This window comes from Bradyrhizobium sp. (genome assembly GCF_049519115.1).
Taxonomy (GTDB): Bacteria; Pseudomonadota; Alphaproteobacteria; order Rhizobiales; family Xanthobacteraceae; genus Bradyrhizobium.
This window is the reverse complement of sequence record NZ_JBEKRB010000002.1, coordinates 235,717-254,511: the sequence shown is the minus strand read 5'-3', so window position 1 is coordinate 254,511 and position 18,795 is coordinate 235,717. Positions and strand designations below refer to the sequence as shown.

The window sequence follows — 18,795 nt, the reverse complement described above, 5'->3', positions numbered from 1 at the left end:
CGCTTGACAGTCTTTTGACGCGCGCGCAAAATCGTTCGTGTACGAATGAAACTGGCTCCGTGCATGACAACTGACACGACGCCCTCTGACAAGATCCGCTGCGATGCCTGCCCCGTGATGTGCTACATCAAGCCGGGCGCGGCAGGCGCGTGCGACCGCTACGCCAATCACGACGGCCAACTGGTGCGCGTCGACCCCCATGTTTTGCTGGAGCGGACGGTCTCGCATGGCGGACGGCTGGTGCCGTTTCAGGCCGGCGGCGACTGGGACGGCAAGCTGGTTCACGAACCGGATGTGTTCGTGACCGCGATCGGTGCCGGCACCACCTATCCCGATTACAAACCGGCGCCTTTCATCGTGTCCTCGGAAATCGATGGCGTCGATATGGTCACGGTCGTCACCGAAGGCATTTTCAGTTATTGCGGCGTCAAGGTGAAGATCGACACCGACCGTTTCCTCGGCCCGGAAACTGCGACCGTGCGGGTGCAGGGCGAGGCGGTGGGGCACGTCACCACAGGCGAATACGGCTCGCAGATGCTGTCGCTCGGCGGCGTCCATCATCTGACCGGCGGCTCGAAGAAAGAAGGCCGCGTCACCTGCGACGCGCTGATGGATTTGAGCAACTGCAAGCCGGTAGAAATCACCATCGACGGCGGCGCGACCGTGGTGGTGCAGGCCGGGCGGCCGCCGATCGTCAACGGCGTCGCCGAAGAGCGTATGAGAGTGGGCTGCGGCTCGGCCACGATCGGCATGTTCGCCAAGCAATGGCAAGGCAAGGTCGACGATGTCGTCGTCGTCGACGATCACATCACGGGCGTGCTCAGCGAGCATCAGGCGGGCAAGGTGCTGGATATTGCCGATACCGGCATCAAGATGAAGGGGCGGCGCTCGACGCCCGGGCGCTATTTCCAGGTCGCCGAGCCCGGCACCGGCTGGGGTGGCACGCAGATCTCGGACCCGTTGACGATTCTGGGGCCGTTTGACCCGAAAGTCGCCAAGCCCGGCACGACGCTTCTGATGGTGTCGACGACGGGCGAACATGCCGCGTACTACGAACTCGACGAAAACTTGCAGCCGGTCGAGAAGACGATGCCCGCGGATCTGAGATTTTCGGTCGAACGAATTCAGGAGAACTGCGAACCGGCATTGTGCACGGTACTGTTCATGGGCGGCGCCGGCGGTTCGCTGCGCGCCGGCGTCACCGACAACCCGGTGCGGCTGACGCGTTCGGTCAAGGACGCGCTCACGCGCGTCACGAGCGGCGGCGCACCGGTCTATGTCTGGCCGGGCGGCGGCATCACGTTTATGGTCGATGTCACGCGGCTGCCGGCCGGCGCGTTCGGCTATGTGCCGACACCGGCGCTGGTCGCGCCGATCGAGTTCACGATGCGGTTGTCGGACTACGCCGCCCTTGGCGGCCACATGGATCATGTTCGCCCGCTGGCTTCCTTGACGGCCAACGAAACCCGTCTGGTGACACCGCCGAAAACGGGAGCGCGACCATGACGCGGCAGCCGCAGGTCGGATGGCTCCGGGACGGCAAGCGGCTGCATCTGCAGGATGGCCCGATTGATCTGATCGTGGAGGCGGAGGGCAGCGCCGCCAACAGGCGCACTGCCTATGCCGCCGCGACCAGCCGTTTCACCGGTCTGCTGGATGAACTCTGTGACGAACTGTCTCTATTGAGGATGGCGGCCGATCCCTTGCGATGCGAGTTGCAGGGCACCGTTGCGCGACGCATGCATGCCGCTGTGGCGCCGTTCGCCGCGGATCATTTCATTACGCCGATGGCGGCGGTCGCCGGCAGCGTCGCGGAGGAAATTCTCGAGAGCCTGGTTCGGGCCGCGCCGCTGACCCGCGCTTACGTCAACAACGGCGGCGATATCGCCCTGCATTTGACCGAGGGCGAAGCGTTCACCGTTGGTCTGATCGATCGTCCAGATAAGTGTGGCCTGGTGCGAACGACTGAAGTCCGTGCTGATGACCCCATACGGGGCATCGCGACCAGCGGATGGCGCGGGCGCAGTTTTTCGCTCGGCATTGCCGATGCAGTGACGGTAATGGCGCGCACGGCCACGCAAGCCGATGCCGCCGCCACGATCATTGCCAATGCCGTCGATTTGCCCGGCCATCCCGCGATCGTCCGATGCCCGGCCGACGAACTGCAGCCCGACAGCGATCTCGGGTCGCGCCTGGTGACGCGAGATATCGGCTTCCTCGATGAATCCGAGATAGCCGCGGCGCTCGATGCCGGCGATGCTAGGGCCCGCCAATGGCTCGGCCGCGGCCTGATCGAGGCGGTTGCGCTACATTTGAAAGGCGAAATCCGCGTCGTCAGCTTGCCAAGCAACGTCGCAAATGTTCTTCATCGGTCTCAACTTGCGGCAGGTGAAAGTGTGATCCCGCCTGAGCGATATTTGTCTCTCGTATCCGTTCAACAGAGTGCCCATCCATGAGCGTGGTGATACGCAAGATCGTGACTGTCGTCGAAGAGACGTTGATGGAGATGGGGCAGGGCGTCAGCCCTCCGACGCGACGCGCGGCCGCGATCGCCGTGATCGAAAATCCCTTTGCCGGCCGATTTGTCGAGGACCTTTCGCCGCTGATCGCGATAGGTGAAGAACTGGGCGACCTGCTTGCCCAAAAGGCGGTCGCAGCCCTGGGGATCGACGGCACGAAGGTGCATAGCTATGGCAAGGCCGCGGCCGTCGGCGAAAATGGCGAGCTGGAGCATGCGGCAGCGATCTTGCATCCCAAGATGGGAGCGCCGGTGCGCAAACGCCTCGGCAAGGGGGCGGCTTTGATACCGTCCTCGAAAAAGCGCAGCGGCCCCGGCACGACGCTGGATATCCCGCTCGGTCACAAAGACGCGGCCTTTGTCAGGAGCCATTTCGATGGCATGGAAGTGCAGATCAACGATGCGCCGCGCGCCAACGAGATCATGGTCGCGCTCGCCGTCACCGACAGCGGCCGACCGCTGCCGCGGGTCGGCGGCTTGACGGTCGGCGAGGTCAAGGGCGAAGACGGATTGCGATAACTTTATTGGATCAACGCTGGAGGTTCGGCATGCAAAGAAGCAACGGATTACTGGGCGCGACACTGGCCTTGACCCTCGCAGGGTTTGCGCAGGGCGCTTTTGCCCAAAGCGGCGAGATCAAGATCGGCGAGATCAACAGCTATTCGCTGTTGCCGGCCTTCACCGAGCCCTATCGCAAGGGTTGGCAGCTTGCGGTTGAAGAAATCAACGCGGCCGGCGGCATCAACGGCAAGAAGCTGGTCGTCGTCTCCAAGGATGACGGCGGCAAGCCGGCCGACGCGCAGACTGCGGCGAACGAGCTGGTATCAAGCGAAAACGTCGCGATGCTGACCGGCACGTTCCTGTCCAACATTGGGCTCGCGGTCAGCGATTTCGCCAACCAGAAGAAAGTGTTTTTCCTGGCGGCCGAGCCTTTGACCGACGCGATCACCTGGTCGAAAGGCAACCGCTACACATTCCGCCTGCGCCCCTCCAATTACATGCAAGCCGCGATGCTGGTCGAGGCCGCCGCGAAATTGCCGGCCAAGCGCTGGGCGACGATCGCACCGAACTACGAATACGGTCAGTCGGCGGTCGCTGTGTTCAAGAAGCTGATGTCGGAGAAGCGGCCGGACATTCAATGGGTCGAGGAACAATGGCCGCCGCAGGGCAAGATCGATGCGGGCCCGGTGGTGCAGGCGGTTGCCGCCGCCAACCCCGAAGCCATCTTGAATGTCGAATTCGGCGCCGACCTCGTCAAGCTGGTACGCGAAGGCAACACCCGCGGCCTGTTCAAGGATCGTGCGGTGGTCAGCTTCCTCACCGGCGAGCCCGAATATATCGATCCGCTCAAGGACGAAACGCCGGAGGGGTGGATCGTGACCGGTTATCCCTGGTACTCGATCAAGACGCCGGAGCACGACGCTTTCCTCAAGGCGTATCAGACCAAGTATAACGACTATCCGCGGCTCGGTTCGATCGTCGGCTACGAGACCATCAAGGCGGCGGCCGCGATTCTTACCAAAGCCAATTCGACCGATCCGGAGAAGATGATCGCAGCGGCCGAAGGCCTGTCGCTGTCATCGCCCTTCGGCGAGATCACTTTCCGCAAGATCGATCATCAGTCGACGCTGGGCGCTTTCGTAGGCAAGACCGCGCTGAAGGACGGCAAGGGTGTGATGGTCGATTCCGTCTATCGCAAGGGCTCTGATTATCTGCCTGGTGATGCGGAAGTCGAAAAGATGCGGCCGAAGGAGTGACCGCTCTTTGTTATCCCTCGACCCGCGAGCGTAGCGAGTGGTGGGGTCCGAGGCGAGCAAGCTCGCTCTCGAGGTCGACGTGAGCCGGAGGCGAACGTCGGGGTGGGGGGCCTCTCCACATATCGCCTCCACCCTGGCCTACGCTTCGCTTCGGCCTTCCCTGCCCACGCGTTCCGCGGGGGAGGGATAAGAAAGCAAACTCGCCCATGGCCTTTTATATCGTTCAGTTCCTGACCGGTCTTGCCAGCGCCGCTTCGCTGTTTCTGGTCGCCTCAGGCCTGTCGATCATCTTTGGCGTCACGCGGATCGTCAATTTCGCCCACGGCGCGTTCTATATGCTCGGCGCGTATGTGGCCTTCACGCTGACCGAACGCTTTTCGGGTGCGCTCGGATTTTGGGGCGGTATCCTGGCGGCGGCGCTGATCGTGGCAGCGATCGGCGTTGTCGTCGAAATGCTGCTGCTGCGCCGGATTTATCATGCGCCGGAGCTGTTCCAGTTGCTGGCGACCTTCGGCCTGACGCTGATGGTCGAAGACTTGGTGGTGCTGACCTGGGGGCCGGACGATCTGGTCGGTCCGCGTGCGCCCGGCTTGAAAGGCGCGCTCGATTTCTTCGGCCAGAAAATTCCAAGCTACGATCTGTTCCTGATCGTGTTGGGGCCGGCGGTGCTCGGCCTGCTGTGGCTGGTGTTTCAGCGTACCCGCTGGGGCGTTCTCGTTCGCGCCGCGACCCAAGACCGTGACATGGTGGCAGCGCTCGGCGTCAACCAGAAATGGCTCTTCACATCCGTGTTTGCACTCGGCGTGTTTCTGGCCGCACTTGCCGGCGCCCTGCAAATCCCGCGCGATGCCGTCCATCACGCCATGGACTTGCGGATCATCGTCGATGTCTTTGTCGTCGTAGTGATCGGCGGCCTTGGCAGCGTCGTCGGCGCCTTTGTGGCGGCGGTATTGGTTTCTGAATTGAATGCATTCGGCATCCTGGTCTTTCCAAAGATATCGATCATCCTCGTGTTTCTGGTGATGGCGGTGGTGCTGATCGTGCGGCCCTGGGGGTTGCTCGGCAAGGCCGAAGCTGCGGCCCGTCGCACGCCGGGATTGACCGTCAATCCCTGGCGGATCTTGACCGGGAATGAACGCATCGCGGCTGTTGTCGCGCTCATGTTCGCGGCCTCGCTGCCGTTCTTTGCGGGCAATTATGCACTCACGGTCGGAGCGGAAATTGCGATCTTCGTGATCTTTGCTGCCAGCCTGCATTTCCTGATGTCGGCCGGCGGGCTCGCCTCTTTTGGACACGCGGCCTATTTCGGACTTGGCGCCTATGGTGTGGCTTTCGCAGCCAAGCTTGCCGGCCTGCCGATGATCGCAGCGCTTCTGCTCGGCCCTGTGCTCGGTCTCCTGGGTGCCGCCGTGTTCGGCTTCTTCGCCGTACAACTATCCGGCGTCTATTTTGCGATGCTGACGCTCGCCTTTGCGCAGATCGTCTGGTCGGTCGCGTTCCAGTGGGTGGGTCTCACCGGTGGCGACAACGGCATTCTCGGCGTTTGGCCCGAACGATGGGCGGGGAGTCCTTCGCACTTTTATTGGCTGTCACTGGCTGTTGCCGCGCTGGCGGTCGGCGCGCTGCGGATTATCACTTTCTCGCCGTTCGGCTTTGCGCTGCGGGCAACCCGTGATTCTCCGCTGCGCAGCGAGGCCATCGGCATCGACGGCAAGCGCATCCAGTGGAGCGCCTTCGTCATTGCCGGCAGTTTCGCTGGAATTGGCGGCGCGCTGTTCGCCTATCTCAAGGGCAGCGTGTTTCCGGATGTCCTCGGTATTCCGCTGTCGGTGGATGCGCTGGTGATGGTGTTGCTCGGCGGTGTCGAGACGGTCTCGGGCGCGATCGTCGGCGCCGTCGTCTACAAGGCGCTCTCGATCTGGCTGGTGAGCCAGACCGAATGGTCGAAGCTCGTGCTCGGCGGCTTTATCGTGGTGATCGTCATGGCTTTCCCGAAAGGCATCGTCGGTGTGATGGAGTTGATCCGCCATCGACGTCCGTCCTCGGCCAAGGCCGCTGTTCTCGCCTCGCATATCGAGACTGCCGAATGAGCACTCAGCCACTTTTGTCGGTCGAGGGATTGAGTAAGTCCTATGGCGGGGTCCATGCCGTGCGTAGCGTCTCGTTTTCGCTTCAAGCGGGCGAAATCCTGGCGCTGATTGGGCCAAATGGCGCCGGCAAGTCTACCTGCTTTAACATGCTCAACGGCCAGACGGCACCCGATGCGGGCCGGGTTCATGTGCTGGGGAGGGACACGACCGGTCTAAAGCCGCGCGAGGTCTGGCGGCTCGGCGTAGGGCGCACCTTCCAGATCACCGCGACATTCCCGACCATGACGGTGCGCGAGAACATCCAGGTGGCGCTGTCCTCTCATGGTCATAGACTGTTCAATCTCACCGCCTCGTTGCCGCGATATGCGCAAGACGAGGCGGACCGCCTGCTTGAACTCGTCGGAATGGGCGGTTTCGCGGCACGCGCGAGCGGCGAACTGGCCTATGGCGATCTCAAGCGGCTCGAATTGGCGGTGGCGCTTGCCAACCAGCCGAAACTGCTGCTGATGGACGAGCCCACCGCCGGGATGGCGCCGCGCGAACGCGTTGAGCTGATGCGGCTCACCGCGCAAATTGCCAAGGAAAAATCGATCGGGGTTCTCTTCACCGAGCACGACATGGATGTCGTGTTTGAACACGCCGACCGTATTCTGGTACTCAATCGCGGCAGCCTGATTGCGGAGGGTTCGCCGGAAGAAGTCCGGCGTAACGCGGAGGTGCGAGCGATCTATCTCGGCGAAGGCCTGCTCTACGACGCGCGTCATCGGGAGGAGAGCGCGCCATGAAGCTTTCCGTAGAGGAACTCAACAGCCATTACGGCCAGGCGCATATCCTGTTTGACGTCGCGCTCGACGTCGGGGAGGGCGAGGCGGTCGCGCTGCTCGGGCGCAACGGCGCCGGAAAATCCACGACGTTTCGCTCGATCGTCGGGCTGGTCGCGCAGCGTTCAGGCCGCATCCAGTTCGAGGGCCACGACATCTCGAATCTGCCGACGCATGCGATCGTACGCGGCGGGCTTGGTTATGTGCCGGAAGAGCGTCGTATCTTTACGGATTTGACGGTTGAAGAAAATCTCGAAGTCGGCCGCCAGCCGCCACGGGAAAATGCGCCGCAATGGACGCGCGAGCGGCTATTTACGCTGTTTCCCAATCTTGCGGAAATGCGGGGACGGCCGGGCGGGCGCATGAGCGGCGGCGAGCAGCAGATGCTCACCATCGCGCGCACGTTAATGGGCAATCCGTCGCTGGTGCTGCTCGACGAGCCTTCCGAAGGTCTTTCGCCGAAGATCGTCGAGCAGATGGTCGAAGCCATCCTGACCATGAAGAAGGAAGGCGTCAGCCTTCTGGTCTCCGAACAGAATTTGCATTTCGCGCGGCTGATTTCCGACCGCGCTTACATCATCGAACGTGGCCGCATCTGCTTTTCCGGCACCATGGCCGAGCTCGATGCGCGCCCGGATATCCGCGACGCGCATCTGGCGTTGTAGCGGCGGCGCGTTAGAAAGTGACAAGGGCGGCGATGAGCAGGGCAGTTTCAGCGAAGCGCGGTGTCAAACCGCTGCGGCCGTCTTACGTGCTCGACGAACAGATCGGCTTTATCCTGCGTCAGGTCTCGCAGCGCCACGCCATGATCTTCGCCCGCGACATCGGCGCCGAATTGACGCCGACGCAGTGGGCGGCGCTGTCGAAACTGGCCGAGGCCGGGCCGTGCTCGCAGAACCAGCTGGGACGTTTGACCGCGATGGATGTCGCCACCATCAAGGGCGTCATCGATCGCCTGACCGCGCGCGGTTTGACCGAAACCAGTGCCGATCCCGAGGACGGCCGCCGTTTGCGCGTCAGCCTGACGCGCGCGGGGCAGCAGTTGGCAGAAAGGGTCGCGTCCAATGCGCTGGCGATCACGCGAGAGACGTTGGCGCCGCTCGATCCGCGCGAGCGCGAAATGCTTATGTCGTTGCTCGACAGGCTGCGGTGAGGCGACGCCGAACTTATTGGCGAAACAGTCCATCGACGCGAAACGAATATCCGAGGCCTACGATATAGCTTGGCGAGCTGTGGTTCAGCCCGACCGCGAAATGAAAATCGATCTGTTGGGTTCTGGTCAGATGAAACACGCCACCGGAATTCCAAAGCTGGCTCGAAATCGAACCCTGGGGATAGTCGCCGACATATTCGGTGAACAGGCTGAAACGTTCGGCCAGCTTTTTCTCCAAAACGAAGGTCGCCTCAGAGAGGCTTCTGGTCGCAAAATCGTCGGGACGAAAAAATTCGGTGAGCATGCCGCTGATGCCCCACCCGTCGTGCAGTTCATAGGACCACGGCAATTGCAGGTAAGGCTGGGCGCCACGGCCTGCGATGGCAACCGAACCCGTCGGCGAAGCGACGCCCGTGACAATCGATAAATCGATCTTTCCCGGCACCGGGCTGATTTGCCATTTGATCGCCGGCGACACATCGGTGAAGCCGGATACGCCGGCGCCATGAACGTTCGCAAAGTAGGTCGGCAGGTCGACCAGCACTTCCAGGCAAGGGGCTATTCCCAATCGCCATCGGCTGTTGGTGCCGTCCACGCTTTGTCTGCCGTCACGCGCACTGACGTTCACGCCATTTTCGTTTTGCAGGCTTCCGAGAGGTACAACGATACTTGAGTTGGTGACATCGGGCCGATCGGTCGCGATTTCGTCCGACGATTGCGGACAAGTGTCCGCGTGAGCATCAGTGACGATCAACAGCACCGAGATGGCCAGAAGACAGCTGCAAACGTCCAAGTTTATCACGGGTCACTTCACCACGTCGCATTGTTACGCACGCACACATTTGCGGGTCCGGCATCCCACACCCGCGTGACGGCTCGTCGATAAACCACAGCGTTGATCGATTATTCCGGATCGTCCTTCAGATTCTGAAAAGGAGGCCGCGAGCCGTCTTTGGCGCGTCCCACAATGGTGTTCGGCCGTTCTTTTGGCGGTCTTTCCGCGACGGAAGATATGACGACATCATAGAGCGACCCGCGAAGCAGCGGAGCTGGAGGCCGCGCCGCGAAGCGAGCGGGCGCGGGGCGAATTCGAAGGGTATGTCTTCGTTTTCCTGGTGCCGGTGGATTCGCTGCTTCAGTAACTCCGCATTACTGGGCTACCCGTGCGGTAGCTGAAACGACCGGGCGATCGCCATCAGCGCTCTTTCGGACGGTCGATCCGCGCAGGCGGCAAATTGCCCCATATGCGCCGATTTGTCTCACACGTCATCGGAGTTTTTGCTGCGCCGGTCTCTTCGGCGTTGAAGATTCTCGGGTCTCCGTTTGCGTTGAATTTCCTCGCAGCGCTTTTTTAGTGCCCGGCGGAATCCATTGAAAAACACTGGCGTCGCAGCGATCAATCGACCGAAAGTCCTATCGGCGAAAACTGCTCCGACACTTAAATCAAAATTATTCCCTATCGAAAATTGGAATCTCTCAATGAAGTTTCCCTTCAAATGATTCCAAGGTTCAGCCGGTAATCGCTCGAATTTTCGCGTGTTAGAGGCCGCGAGCTTTCGAAATGTTCGCGTCACGCGGCCATCGAAAGCATCTGTGGCTTTCGAGACGAGAAGAGGGGCGTGATGAAGTACGATCTAAACCGGTGGGCGTTGTCTTTGGTACGCAATTTGTCCGACCGCGCCGGCCGAATTTGCGAATCGAAAAAAGAAATCCGGTTAAACCAGACATGGCAGGCGCCCATCGTATTGGGCTTGCTGGCGACCACTGCGTCAGCCCAGACGCCATCGCAGCCAGCGCAGAGTAACCTGCCTCCGGTGACGGTTGGCGCGCCTTCTTCTTCCCGTCCGGAAGCACGTTGACGCGGGGATTTGAAGCAAGCCTCGCCGGCTACGTGGCTCAGGCATGGCAATCGTCGCTGGCCTATGCCTATTCGGACGCGAAGATCACGGACGCGACGTCGGCGACGGTCGTGCCGGGCAATCGTGTTCAGCTTGTGCCTTACAGCCAGTTTGCGTGGTGGAACAGATATCAGTTTACCCCGGTCTGGGGCGCGGCGCTTGGCGTCATCTACTTTGGCGATTCGTTTGCCTCTTCGGACGACACGGTCAGGCTCCCCGGATTTGTCCGGTTTGACGCCGGCATCTATGCCAATATCGACCGTAACTGGCGCGCCCAACTCACGATCGAAAACATCTTCAACAGGGGCTACTGGGCATCGGCCGATGGCAATAACAATATTTCCCCCGGCCAGGGCCGCACGGTCAAGCTGCAAGCAGCCTATAGATTATAGTTGCGCCTTTCCGCTGTTTGCGCCGATCGATTCAAATGGAATTTAGAGAACGACACGGGTCTATTTGCGAGGCTCAGGGCGTTGATTAGAGGAGAATGATACGGCTTGCGAGAGGTCACCGCTGGCTGGCATGGATTGTCTTAGCGACTTTCTTTCGGTGTTGAGCTAAGATCGATAGATAGGGAGAAAGCTCATGAACAGGTTCGGTTTGATTGGGGTTTCGGCGTTGTCGCTGATGCTTGCATTCATCGCGACAGCATCGGCGCAGGACAGGGCTACGCGTCATATCAGGGGCGCCGTTCAGGGCACGACAGCCGCCGGCGATCCAAATCTGCCGGTCGAGAACGCGCTGCGATGGGGCTATAGCCAGGGATACAGCCATTATCCGTCAGGCTTCGGCGGCCTCTACGGGGACGGTCGATATCCCGACAACGTCATCTCCAAATAGAAACCAGTGTCCTTCTAATAAAAAGCCCCGGCGTTTGCCGGAGCTTTTCGTTGAACCAGGACGCGGTCAGTATCTGGCGACCACCGGACCGCCGAAGCGGTAGTTGATACCAGCGCGGACGACGTTGTCGTCGAGTGGAACGGAGCTGCGAGGGCCGTCCCCCAACGCCGTGTTGAAGGACGCGCTGTCAAATTTCATGTAAAGCCATTCGAACTTTGCCGACCAGTTCGGCGCAAATCCCCATTCAAGCCCGCCGCCCGCGGTCCAGCCGCTGCGGGTACTTGTTGCCGAGGCCAGCAGAACATTGGTGTTGGCGCTTTTGATGCCGGCTTGAACGCTCGCGCCGGCATAACCAGCGGTGCCGTAGAACAACAGGTTGTTTACGGCATAGCCGACGCGACCGCGGGCGGTCGCGAGCCACGTTTCCTTGGTGAAGCTTTGGACCGTCGGATCTGCGACGAGCGAGGCTCCGCCAGTAGCGATGTTGTTATTATCGTTGTGGCTGCCATATTCGCTGACCCAGGACAGGTCGCCTTCGAAGCCCAGCACCAGACTAGACATCTGCCAATTGTAACCAGCGGTGCCGCCGATCAATCCGCCTTTCACGTTAAATCCATCCGCCACAAGGTTGGCGCCGGTTGGATCGACGTGGTTGCTGCCGCCGAACGATCCGCCGCCTGAGCCACCAATATAAAATCCGGTCCAGTCGTAGATGACGACTGGCGGCGGCGCCTTCATCGGCAGATCGGCCGCCAACGCTGTTGTCGAACCGAGTGCCAGAGCCGCGACGGCGCTAAATAGGATGCTGTTTGTCATGGTTGTCTCTCGAACGCGTTTAGCTGACGTCTGTTTGCGGGTGGGATTCATGCTCTTGTCCTGCCGAAGCATTAGAACCTCCACTGGATGCCGGTGGAGACACCGCCGAGAACGGTGCCGGTGTAGCAATGCGGATTGGAAGCAAGGCCGCCCGTTGCATCGGAGGCGTCGTGGCAGTCGGTGGTGATGCCGTGGCCGCCGGCGCCGAGGTCGTAGTGCGCGCTCGGTCCGTTGAAGGTCACGGCAGCCGCCGTGTACCAGGTCAGGTTCGGTCCGAACTTGTGCTTGTAGGTTCCTGTGATCATGTCGGCTTGGTTGTCGTTCGGCGCGAACGTGGCCCCGCCGTCAAGCGTTGTCAGCGTCGCGGAGTTGTGCTGTCCGGGGTCGCCGTTCGCGGCGAACGCGTGGGCCCAGCCGAAGCTGACGCTGTCGACCGGCGTCAATTCCTGGGTCACGAACAGCCAGGTGCCGTTGCGCTGGCGCTCGTTAATGAATTGCAGTTCGGCCGGATCGTTACGGTGCAACGACTCGAAGATGGCGCCGACCGTGGTCTTGGTCGAGAACGTATAGAGGGCGCCGACCTTCCAGGCCCATTCGTCGGCGACGTCCTCGTTGCAGAGGCGCAGAAAGTTGGCGCCGGCTGCGCCAGTCAATCCCGAGGCATTCGAGACTGCCTGACAGCTGCTTGCGCTGCTGAATACGCCATTGTTGGCCAGCCCATAAATGGCCGCGACGTCGCTCTGCCGGTTGACGTTCTGGTGCCACTCGGCGGCCGCCACCAAGTACAACGGACCATTGGTGTAACTTATATTACCGCTGGCCGCGTTGCCGAACGAACCGTCGCTACAGTTGACCGGCAAATCGCCGCCAGAGGTCGGGTCGTTGCCGCCGGTACAATCGGATCCGCCCGCCGGAAGGTTGTCGTTGATGACGGAGCGGTTCTGACCGGGCGAGAACAACGCGTTCCACTGGAAGCCGCCGATGGTCGGCGATTCGTACCAGATCGAGTGATCGAGCCTCGTATCGAATTCGACGCGATTGTCGCCGCCGGTGTTGCCCATGATAACCCGGTAGTCACCGATCTGACCCGCGAATGGATTGAAGCCACCGGTGGAGTTGGAATAGGGGGTCGTCGTCTTGCCGATCTTGATCGCGCCATACTCGGGCGACGCGAAGCCGATATAGGTGTTTCGGTTAAACAGCGCGCCGTTGACCTGATCGCTGATGTTGCTGTTGCTTTGCTTCAGGCCGGGCGTGGCCGAAACGTCGAAGCCGACTTCAAGCTGGTAGACGAAGTTGAACGGGAAGTTCGGCAGAGTCTGGAAGCCGCGCACGCCGAGATAGGAACTGTTGCTGGCGATCGCCGGCAGCCAGCCGAAATTTCCGACCGGCGAGCTAGAGCCGTTGAGGTCGAAATTGGTCATGCTCTTGGTGGTGTCGTCGATCGAGACGTCGATATTGCCGTAGCCGGTGATCTCACCGCCCGGGGTGTAGAAGGTAAGCGGATTACCCTTTTTGTGCTCCAGAAAGCCGTGCCCGTTGGCGTCGATCTCCGGTGCGGTAAGAGATCTCGGCGGCGTGGGCATCGCGACAACCGCGCGGACAGCAGGTGAAACCGGCGGGGCCGTCGATGCAGGCTCGACGGCGACTGTGCTCTTGGGCTTGCTGGTTTCGACCTTGTTGAGCCGTGCTTTCAGCGCGGCATTTTCATTCGCGAGCTTCGCGTTGTTCTTTTCGATCGCTTCAAGCCGCGACAGTACATCGTCGAGCTTGTCGGCGGATGCAGGTAGCGCGTGGAACACCAAACCTGCTGCGACTAAAGTTGCACCCAGTGCGTGTTTTCCCATCTTCTCCGTCCCTTATTAAAATTAGTTAATTCTTTGGGAGGAGCGTGGCGTGGTCGCTTGATACCGTCAACGCGGTGCTGAGGCCGCGGAATCTGCGCAGCTGCGAAATGGCATCAGCCAGAATCTGCTAAAAAGATATTTGATTTCAATTATTTATTTGATTATGTGAAATTTTGTCGCGGTGCAGAAATATTGTGTCGTCAAAGCAACACTTAGGAATAATGTATACCAATGACGGGAACAATAGGAAGTTGTAACGGGATTTTGCGGAAATAAATTTGGGATCAGGCGGCATGTCAGGCCGGGAATAATTGGCGGTTTCGACATCTGATAAATCGCTTCGCAGCCGTGCGGTCGAGCTTCCGACAACCCAAGCGAGCAGGATATGGAAATCGTCGTGCGATCGGCTTGAGACGAGGGCAGCGCGCGGCAACCGCAAGCCCCGACATGAGGCCTGATGCGGCAACGCACAGCCTGGAGATCATGTCAGGGGCTGCAACCGGATGCGGCCGGTTTGACCTCTCGGCGTCAACTCAGGTTCATCTCCACCGCGAGGCGGATGAGATCGGAATGACTTTTTGCGCCAAGCTTCTGCTTGAGCAGCGAGGTGGCGTTGGCAACCGTCTTGTAGGAGATGCCGAGCGCATCGGCGATTTCGGCGATCTTGTCGCCTCGCCTCAGCAGCGTCAGAATTTCCAACTCACGCGTTGTCATCCTGTTGGCGGGGTCGGCTTTGACAGCGGCAGACGAAAAGGTGACAGCCTCGGCCAGGTGCGGCGAAATGTAATTTTCTCCAGCAGCCACCTTGAGAACAGCTTTGACAAAGAGCCGCGGGTCGTCCGATTTTGAAAGGTAACCTTGCGCACCCATCTCAACCGCCCGCACCACGAAGGCCGGATCGTCGTTCATGCTGAACATGATGATCCTGGCGTCGGGGTCTTCTTTGCGAATTTGCCGCATCAATTCGAAGCCGGAAACGTCGGGAAGCTTGATATCGATAACGGTAACGTCGGGTTTGTTTTCCAGAAAGGCCAGGTAGCCGGTTTTGGCATTTCCGGCGCCCTCGATTCTCACGGAGGAGTCCGAAGCAAACAACGACTTGCATCCCGACACGACCACCGGGTGGTCATCGACGATCAAAACCTTTGTTGCCAATTTCTGACTTTCCGACATCGAAACCGCGGGTGTTTCACGGATATAAACGCGGATCGAAATTCAGTAGAATAGAATCTCTCTAGATAATCGGGATTGTCTATGTGGAAAAGGCTCCCTCTGCGGTTTCGGCTTTTCCTGCCGACTATAGCGTTGATCGCAGCCACTCTGTTGTTCGGCATCTTTGCCTTGCGAATATTCTCGCCTGACCAATTCGAGAATGAAAGCGAGGATGCCGCAGCGCTGGTGAGGACCGTGACAAACGGTCTCAACGCTGCGCTCGCGGTGACCGTAAACCCCCAGCAAGCGCTGGACGCGTTCGCTGATGGCATCGGAGCGGGAGATGCAATCCGCTACCGCAAAGCGGACGCTCCTCCAGGCAAACCCAAAATACGGCTTACCACCGACGGGGTTCCCGCCTGGTTCGTCAGCCTTCTGCGAATTCCCAACCTCGCTACCGCTCACCCGATTACCATTGGACGGCAGCGGGCGGGCGACATCCTTTTTGTCCCTGATCTTACGCCCGATCTCGTCGAGAAGTGGCTTGGCTTTCTCGCGATCGTCTTGTCGGGGTCGGCATTGCTCGTGCTCGCGGCCATCAGTGCCTATCTGACGACCACGCTGGCGTTGCGGCCGCTCGAGCAGCTCGGCGCTGGTCTCGCGCGGATGCAGCAGGGCGACTACGATCATGCGATTCCGCTCCTCGGCCCTCCGGAAATTCGACAGAGTTGCGAAGAGGCCAATCAGCTTGCGCGAAAGCTGAAGTTGTTGGCCCAGGACAACAGAACCATGTTGCGCAAGATCGTGTCGCTGGAAGACGATGAGCGCCGGGAACTCGCAAATGAGCTGCATGACGAGCTCGGCCCGCTGCTGTTTGCAATCAGGGCCAACGCCATCGCGCTATCGGGATCTTCCACGGACCCAGAGTCGCCGTCCAATCAGCTCATAGAAGCCGCAGAGGCGGTCCAGCACGCCAGCCGCCGCATTCTTGAAGGGCTCAGCCCGCTTTATCTCGAAGAGCTGGGGCTTGAGAAAAGCATTCAAACGCTGCTTCAAAACGCTCACACCTCGTTGCCGACCGTTACGACTTCCGCCGAGCTCGATCCCCGGCTGGATTCCCTTGATCACTTGCTGTCGCAAACAATCTACCGCGTCATTCAAGAGGCAGTGACAAATGTCATCAAGCACGCGCAGGCGACCACGTTGAGCGTCGTCGCCGCGATGCGCAATCAAGCCGTGACGATCGAAGTTTCCGACGATGGAATTGGATTTCCGGACAACGTCTCGCTTGGCAGAGGGTTGACCGGAATGTCCGATCGCAGTCGTGCGCTGGATGGGAAGTTGGACGTGCTGCGCGAGGGAGGTAGGACCATGGTGCGCTGCTGGCTGCCTGTGAACCCACAGTCCTCGCCGAGCTGACGCAGGCAGAATATTCGGTGGCCCCGATCGTGGGCGGTTTCAGGATTTCGCCCGAAGGTGCTGCGAACAGATGCTCTCACCCCTGCGGAGTACGGCGCCCGAAGCCCCGGTCCCGTTCGATTCCTCCATGCTGGCCTGGGTTACGATCCCGGTTGCCGTGGAAACGATCGCCGTGATCCTGCAAAACGGCGAGTAGCCCTGCGAAACATAGCTCGGGCTGCTGCCGTCACCGTAGAGTCCGCCGGACCCGGTCGTCGTCGGCGTTCCCGTTGGCGTTTCGAACTGCCACACAATGGTCGTTTGATCGCTATCCGCAGACGAACTTCTGGCGGGTGGCCCAAGCTGCGCAATCAACGCATCCAGATTTTTCCCGACGAGTTGATCGGCCGGCCGGGCCGCCGTCACCGCCGCCTCCGGCATCCGTGGCATCGAGCAGCCGCCAAAGGTTACGCCTGACGCGACGCACAGCATTATCAATTGAGTGGTTCGCATCCCGTAAGCGTCCGTCCCGATGCCGAGTTATCGTTTGTTGGGGCGGATCATTTCTGAAGCAACCGTAGCGGGCAAGGGAATTCCGATGCGTCGCTGCTCGCAATGATGCGTTAGACTTGTCGTGAAACCTGCTAATGCCCGCTGACAATCACGGGAACCTTGGTTGCGGGCGGTGTATTGCGGCTACGCTGGGTGCGCAAGATGCCGTCGATGATGGTCATGCCGATGCCGGGCAGGTCGCCGAGTTGAACGCTTTCGAGAATGTTCTTTCCCGGCGAATGTTGCGCCCTATCCATGAGAACGAAATCGGCCGTGCGACCGACTTCGATCAGGCCGCAATCGAGTTGGCGCATGCGCGCGGTGTTGCCGGTCGCAAAGCAAAAAGCGATTTCGGCGGGGACCTCGCCAAGCGAGGACAGCATCGAGACCATGCGCAAGATGCCGAGCGGTTGCACGCCAGAGCCCGCCGGTGCGTCGGTGCCGAGAATGACCCGGCCAAGCTCGTTCATCTCGCGCGCGGTACGCAGTGTGAACAGCGCCGAGCGCTCGTTGCCGTTGTGCACCAGTTCCAACCCGCGCTTGCAGCCCTCGCAGATGCAGCGGATCTGATCGTCAGGCAATGCAGTATGGCCGCCATTGATATGGCCGATAACATCGGTGTCGGCCTCAAGCACCACATCCTTGTCGATCAGGCCGGAGCCCGGAATCGAAGGCCCGCCGGTGTGGATCGTGCTCTGGATGCCGTATTTGCGCGCCCATCCGACCATCTTGCGTGCGGTCGGGCCGTCCTTGACGCCGCCAAGTCCGACTTCGCCAAGCAGCTTGACGCCGGCTGCCGCCAGTTCCTTGAAGTCGTCCTCGACCATCTCGCATTCGATCACCGGAGCGCCAGCGTGAACCTTCACGCCGCCGGGACGCAGCGTCCAGAACGCGCGCTGGGCGAAGATCGCCATCGCTTTCAACCCGACGACGTCGCGCGGGCGGCCGGGCATGTGCACTTCGCCGGCGGAGATCATCGTCGTGACTCCGCCATGGAGATAGCTGTCGATCCAGTTGATCTGGTTTTGCCGCGGCGTCCAGTCGCCGGCGACGGGATGAACGTGGCTGTCGATCAGGCCTGGGGCAAGCGTGGTGCCATTGGCATCGACGATCGTGGTGGCGCCATCGGTGTCGAGGTCCTTGAAGCGGCCGATGGCTGTGATCTTGCCGTTTTCGGCGACGATCGTATCGGCATCGAGGATCGGCTTTTCCAATGCGCCGGAAAGCATCAGCCCGGTATTGCGGATCACAAGCTTGCTTGGGCCGGTTGGCTGCGGTGCATCATGGGCCATCGTTTTATCCTTGACTCGTTATTGAAGCTGACAAGTAATACCGAACAATCCATCGCTACGTAAAAAATAATACAAACATAGCTCCGGGAGGAGAAGACCATGGCAAGCATTGGTCGGCGTGGTTTTGTCAAAGGCGCTACGCTGGGCGCGCTGGCCTTCTCGGTCGGCGGTGTCGAAGTGCTGATGGCGCCGGGCGAGGCAAGGGCGCGCAATGTGCCGTTCCGCCTGCTCGATGGCCATCAGGGCGAAACGCTGGAGGCCCTCGGCGAGACCCTGGTGCCAAAGGCGCGCGAAGCCGGCATAGCCCACTACATCGATCAGCAATTGTCGGTACCGCCGCAGGAGTCGCTGCTTCAGGCCCGCATTTTCAACTTCCGCCCGCCATTTGCCGACTACTATCGCAGCACGCTTCTGACGATCGACGACGTCAGCCGGAAGTCGTTCGGAAAGGAGTTCGTGCTTCTGACGGCGAAGGATCAGCGCGAGTTCGTCGACCGGATGCGCCAGAACAAGATCGAGGGATGGACCGGGAAGTCCGGGGCGCTGGCCTATGCGGTGCTGCGCGCCGACGCCGTCGACGTCGTCTATGGCACCATGGAAGGCTATGAGGCGCTCGGCATTCCCTACATGCCGCACATTGCCCCGGAAAAGAGGTGGTGAG

The 18,795-nt window shown here is 60.5% G+C and carries 17 protein-coding genes and 1 pseudogene; 12 read left to right on the top strand and 6 right to left on the bottom strand.

All coding sequences use genetic code 11. The annotated features are described in order from the left end of the window. Nucleotides 1-63 precede the first annotated feature (63 nt). The 8 genes from ABSE61_RS02950 to ABSE61_RS02915 all read left to right on the top strand — a co-directional run bounded on the left by ABSE61_RS02950 (nucleotide 64) and on the right by ABSE61_RS02915 (nucleotide 8,339). Nucleotides 64-1,506: a 6-hydroxynicotinate reductase gene (locus ABSE61_RS02950; RefSeq protein ID WP_423869566.1), complete on the top strand. Its 1,443-nt coding sequence runs from the start codon at nucleotides 64-66 to the stop codon at nucleotides 1,504-1,506. Next, nucleotides 1,503-2,456, top strand: coding sequence for a UPF0280 family protein (locus ABSE61_RS02945; RefSeq protein ID WP_423869565.1), 954 nt, complete (start codon nucleotides 1,503-1,505; stop codon nucleotides 2,454-2,456). Before ABSE61_RS02950 ends, ABSE61_RS02945 begins: the two co-directional genes overlap by 4 nt. Next, on the top strand, nucleotides 2,453-3,037 hold the full coding sequence (locus ABSE61_RS02940) for an amino acid synthesis family protein (protein WP_423869564.1): 585 nt from the start codon (nucleotides 2,453-2,455) through the stop codon (nucleotides 3,035-3,037). The genes ABSE61_RS02945 and ABSE61_RS02940 overlap by 4 nt, the downstream gene beginning before the upstream one ends. A 29-nt stretch (nucleotides 3,038-3,066) precedes the next feature. Continuing rightward, nucleotides 3,067-4,275, top strand: coding sequence for an ABC transporter substrate-binding protein (locus ABSE61_RS02935; protein WP_423869563.1), 1,209 nt, complete (start codon nucleotides 3,067-3,069; stop codon nucleotides 4,273-4,275). A 206-nt stretch (nucleotides 4,276-4,481) separates the two neighbouring features. Beyond that, nucleotides 4,482-6,365, top strand: a complete 1,884-nt coding sequence (locus ABSE61_RS02930; RefSeq protein WP_423869562.1) for an ABC transporter permease — start codon at nucleotides 4,482-4,484, stop codon at nucleotides 6,363-6,365. Continuing rightward, entirely contained in the window at nucleotides 6,362-7,150 is a 789-nt protein-coding gene (locus ABSE61_RS02925; protein WP_423869561.1) for an ABC transporter ATP-binding protein, read from the top strand. Before ABSE61_RS02930 ends, ABSE61_RS02925 begins: the two co-directional genes overlap by 4 nt. Next, complete coding sequence (locus ABSE61_RS02920; protein ID WP_423869560.1) at nucleotides 7,147-7,851, top strand: ABC transporter ATP-binding protein; 705 nt, start codon at nucleotides 7,147-7,149, stop codon at nucleotides 7,849-7,851. The genes ABSE61_RS02925 and ABSE61_RS02920 overlap by 4 nt, the downstream gene beginning before the upstream one ends. A 32-nt stretch (nucleotides 7,852-7,883) precedes the next feature. Then, entirely contained in the window at nucleotides 7,884-8,339 is a 456-nt protein-coding gene (locus ABSE61_RS02915; RefSeq protein WP_423869559.1) for a MarR family winged helix-turn-helix transcriptional regulator, read from the top strand. A gap of 13 nt (nucleotides 8,340-8,352) precedes the next feature. Here ABSE61_RS02915 and ABSE61_RS02910 read toward each other — a convergent pair whose 3' ends face one another. Next, nucleotides 8,353-9,141, bottom strand: coding sequence for a transporter (locus ABSE61_RS02910; RefSeq protein WP_423869558.1), 789 nt, complete (start codon nucleotides 9,139-9,141; stop codon nucleotides 8,353-8,355). Nucleotides 9,142-10,188: 1,047 nt separating this feature from the next. On the opposite strand from ABSE61_RS02910, the pseudogene ABSE61_RS02905 reads away from it, so the two are divergent. Both ABSE61_RS02905 and ABSE61_RS02900 read left to right on the top strand, forming a co-directional pair. Beyond that, nucleotides 10,189-10,629 (top strand): annotated as a pseudogene (locus ABSE61_RS02905) (TonB-dependent receptor domain-containing protein); the annotation flags it as partial. A 193-nt stretch (nucleotides 10,630-10,822) separates the two neighbouring features. Further along, nucleotides 10,823-11,077 carry a hypothetical protein gene (locus ABSE61_RS02900; RefSeq protein WP_423869557.1) on the top strand — a complete coding sequence of 85 codons (255 nt, stop codon included), beginning with the start codon at nucleotides 10,823-10,825 and terminating at the stop codon, nucleotides 11,075-11,077. Between the two features lie 66 nt (nucleotides 11,078-11,143). Here the strand turns inward: ABSE61_RS02900 and ABSE61_RS02895 are convergent, their stop codons facing one another. The 3 genes from ABSE61_RS02895 to ABSE61_RS02885 all read right to left on the bottom strand — a co-directional run bounded on the left by ABSE61_RS02895 (nucleotide 11,144) and on the right by ABSE61_RS02885 (nucleotide 14,913). After that, on the bottom strand, nucleotides 11,144-11,893 hold the full coding sequence (locus ABSE61_RS02895) for an outer membrane protein (protein ID WP_423869556.1): 750 nt from the start codon (nucleotides 11,891-11,893) through the stop codon (nucleotides 11,144-11,146). A 71-nt stretch (nucleotides 11,894-11,964) separates the two neighbouring features. Continuing rightward, the gene (locus tag ABSE61_RS02890; protein WP_423869555.1) at nucleotides 11,965-13,740 is read right to left on the bottom strand and encodes a porin; all 1,776 of its coding nucleotides are present in this window, start codon (nucleotides 13,738-13,740) and stop codon (nucleotides 11,965-11,967) included. Between the two features lie 528 nt (nucleotides 13,741-14,268). Next, nucleotides 14,269-14,913, bottom strand: a complete 645-nt coding sequence (locus ABSE61_RS02885) for a response regulator (protein ID WP_423869554.1) — start codon at nucleotides 14,911-14,913, stop codon at nucleotides 14,269-14,271. A 132-nt stretch (nucleotides 14,914-15,045) separates the two neighbouring features. Between ABSE61_RS02885 and ABSE61_RS02880 the strand changes: the two genes are divergently transcribed. Further along, nucleotides 15,046-16,311: an ATP-binding protein gene (locus tag ABSE61_RS02880; protein WP_423869553.1), complete on the top strand. Its 1,266-nt coding sequence runs from the start codon at nucleotides 15,046-15,048 to the stop codon at nucleotides 16,309-16,311. A 39-nt stretch (nucleotides 16,312-16,350) separates the two neighbouring features. Here ABSE61_RS02880 and ABSE61_RS02875 read toward each other — a convergent pair whose 3' ends face one another. Beyond that, nucleotides 16,351-16,740: a hypothetical protein gene (locus ABSE61_RS02875; protein ID WP_423869552.1), complete on the bottom strand. Its 390-nt coding sequence runs from the start codon at nucleotides 16,738-16,740 to the stop codon at nucleotides 16,351-16,353. A gap of 194 nt (nucleotides 16,741-16,934) precedes the next feature. Next, complete coding sequence (locus ABSE61_RS02870) at nucleotides 16,935-18,134, bottom strand: amidohydrolase family protein (RefSeq protein ID WP_423869551.1); 1,200 nt, start codon at nucleotides 18,132-18,134, stop codon at nucleotides 16,935-16,937. A gap of 99 nt (nucleotides 18,135-18,233) precedes the next feature. Here ABSE61_RS02870 and ABSE61_RS02865 point away from each other — a divergent pair, with 99 nt between their 5' ends. Beyond that, entirely contained in the window at nucleotides 18,234-18,794 is a 561-nt protein-coding gene (locus ABSE61_RS02865; protein ID WP_423869550.1) for a gluconate 2-dehydrogenase subunit 3 family protein, read from the top strand. The last annotated feature ends 1 nt before the right edge of the window (nucleotide 18,795 follow it).

Bases quoted from the DNA above. Each gene is read 5' to 3' on its own strand.
- ABSE61_RS02865 (WP_423869550.1), top strand. From the start codon at position 18,234: ATGGCAAGCATTGGTCGGCGTGGTTTTGTCAAAGGCGCTACGCTGGGC.
- ABSE61_RS02925 (WP_423869561.1), top strand. From the start codon at position 6,362: ATGAGCACTCAGCCACTTTTGTCGGTCGAGGGATTGAGTAAGTCCTAT.
- ABSE61_RS02870 (WP_423869551.1), bottom strand. From the start codon at position 18,134: ATGGCCCATGATGCACCGCAGCCAACCGGCCCAAGCAAGCTTGTGATC.
- ABSE61_RS02890 (WP_423869555.1), bottom strand. From the start codon at position 13,740: ATGGGAAAACACGCACTGGGTGCAACTTTAGTCGCAGCAGGTTTGGTG.
- ABSE61_RS02915 (WP_423869559.1), top strand. From the start codon at position 7,884: ATGAGCAGGGCAGTTTCAGCGAAGCGCGGTGTCAAACCGCTGCGGCCG.
- ABSE61_RS02920 (WP_423869560.1), top strand. From the start codon at position 7,147: ATGAAGCTTTCCGTAGAGGAACTCAACAGCCATTACGGCCAGGCGCAT.
- ABSE61_RS02875 (WP_423869552.1), bottom strand. From the start codon at position 16,740: ATGCCACGGATGCCGGAGGCGGCGGTGACGGCGGCCCGGCCGGCCGAT.
- ABSE61_RS02895 (WP_423869556.1), bottom strand. From the start codon at position 11,893: ATGACAAACAGCATCCTATTTAGCGCCGTCGCGGCTCTGGCACTCGGT.
- ABSE61_RS02945 (WP_423869565.1), top strand. From the start codon at position 1,503: ATGACGCGGCAGCCGCAGGTCGGATGGCTCCGGGACGGCAAGCGGCTG.
- ABSE61_RS02950 (WP_423869566.1), top strand. From the start codon at position 64: ATGACAACTGACACGACGCCCTCTGACAAGATCCGCTGCGATGCCTGC.
- ABSE61_RS02930 (WP_423869562.1), top strand. From the start codon at position 4,482: ATGGCCTTTTATATCGTTCAGTTCCTGACCGGTCTTGCCAGCGCCGCT.
- ABSE61_RS02940 (WP_423869564.1), top strand. From the start codon at position 2,453: ATGAGCGTGGTGATACGCAAGATCGTGACTGTCGTCGAAGAGACGTTG.
- ABSE61_RS02935 (WP_423869563.1), top strand. From the start codon at position 3,067: ATGCAAAGAAGCAACGGATTACTGGGCGCGACACTGGCCTTGACCCTC.
- ABSE61_RS02900 (WP_423869557.1), top strand. From the start codon at position 10,823: ATGAACAGGTTCGGTTTGATTGGGGTTTCGGCGTTGTCGCTGATGCTT.
- ABSE61_RS02885 (WP_423869554.1), bottom strand. From the start codon at position 14,913: ATGTCGGAAAGTCAGAAATTGGCAACAAAGGTTTTGATCGTCGATGAC.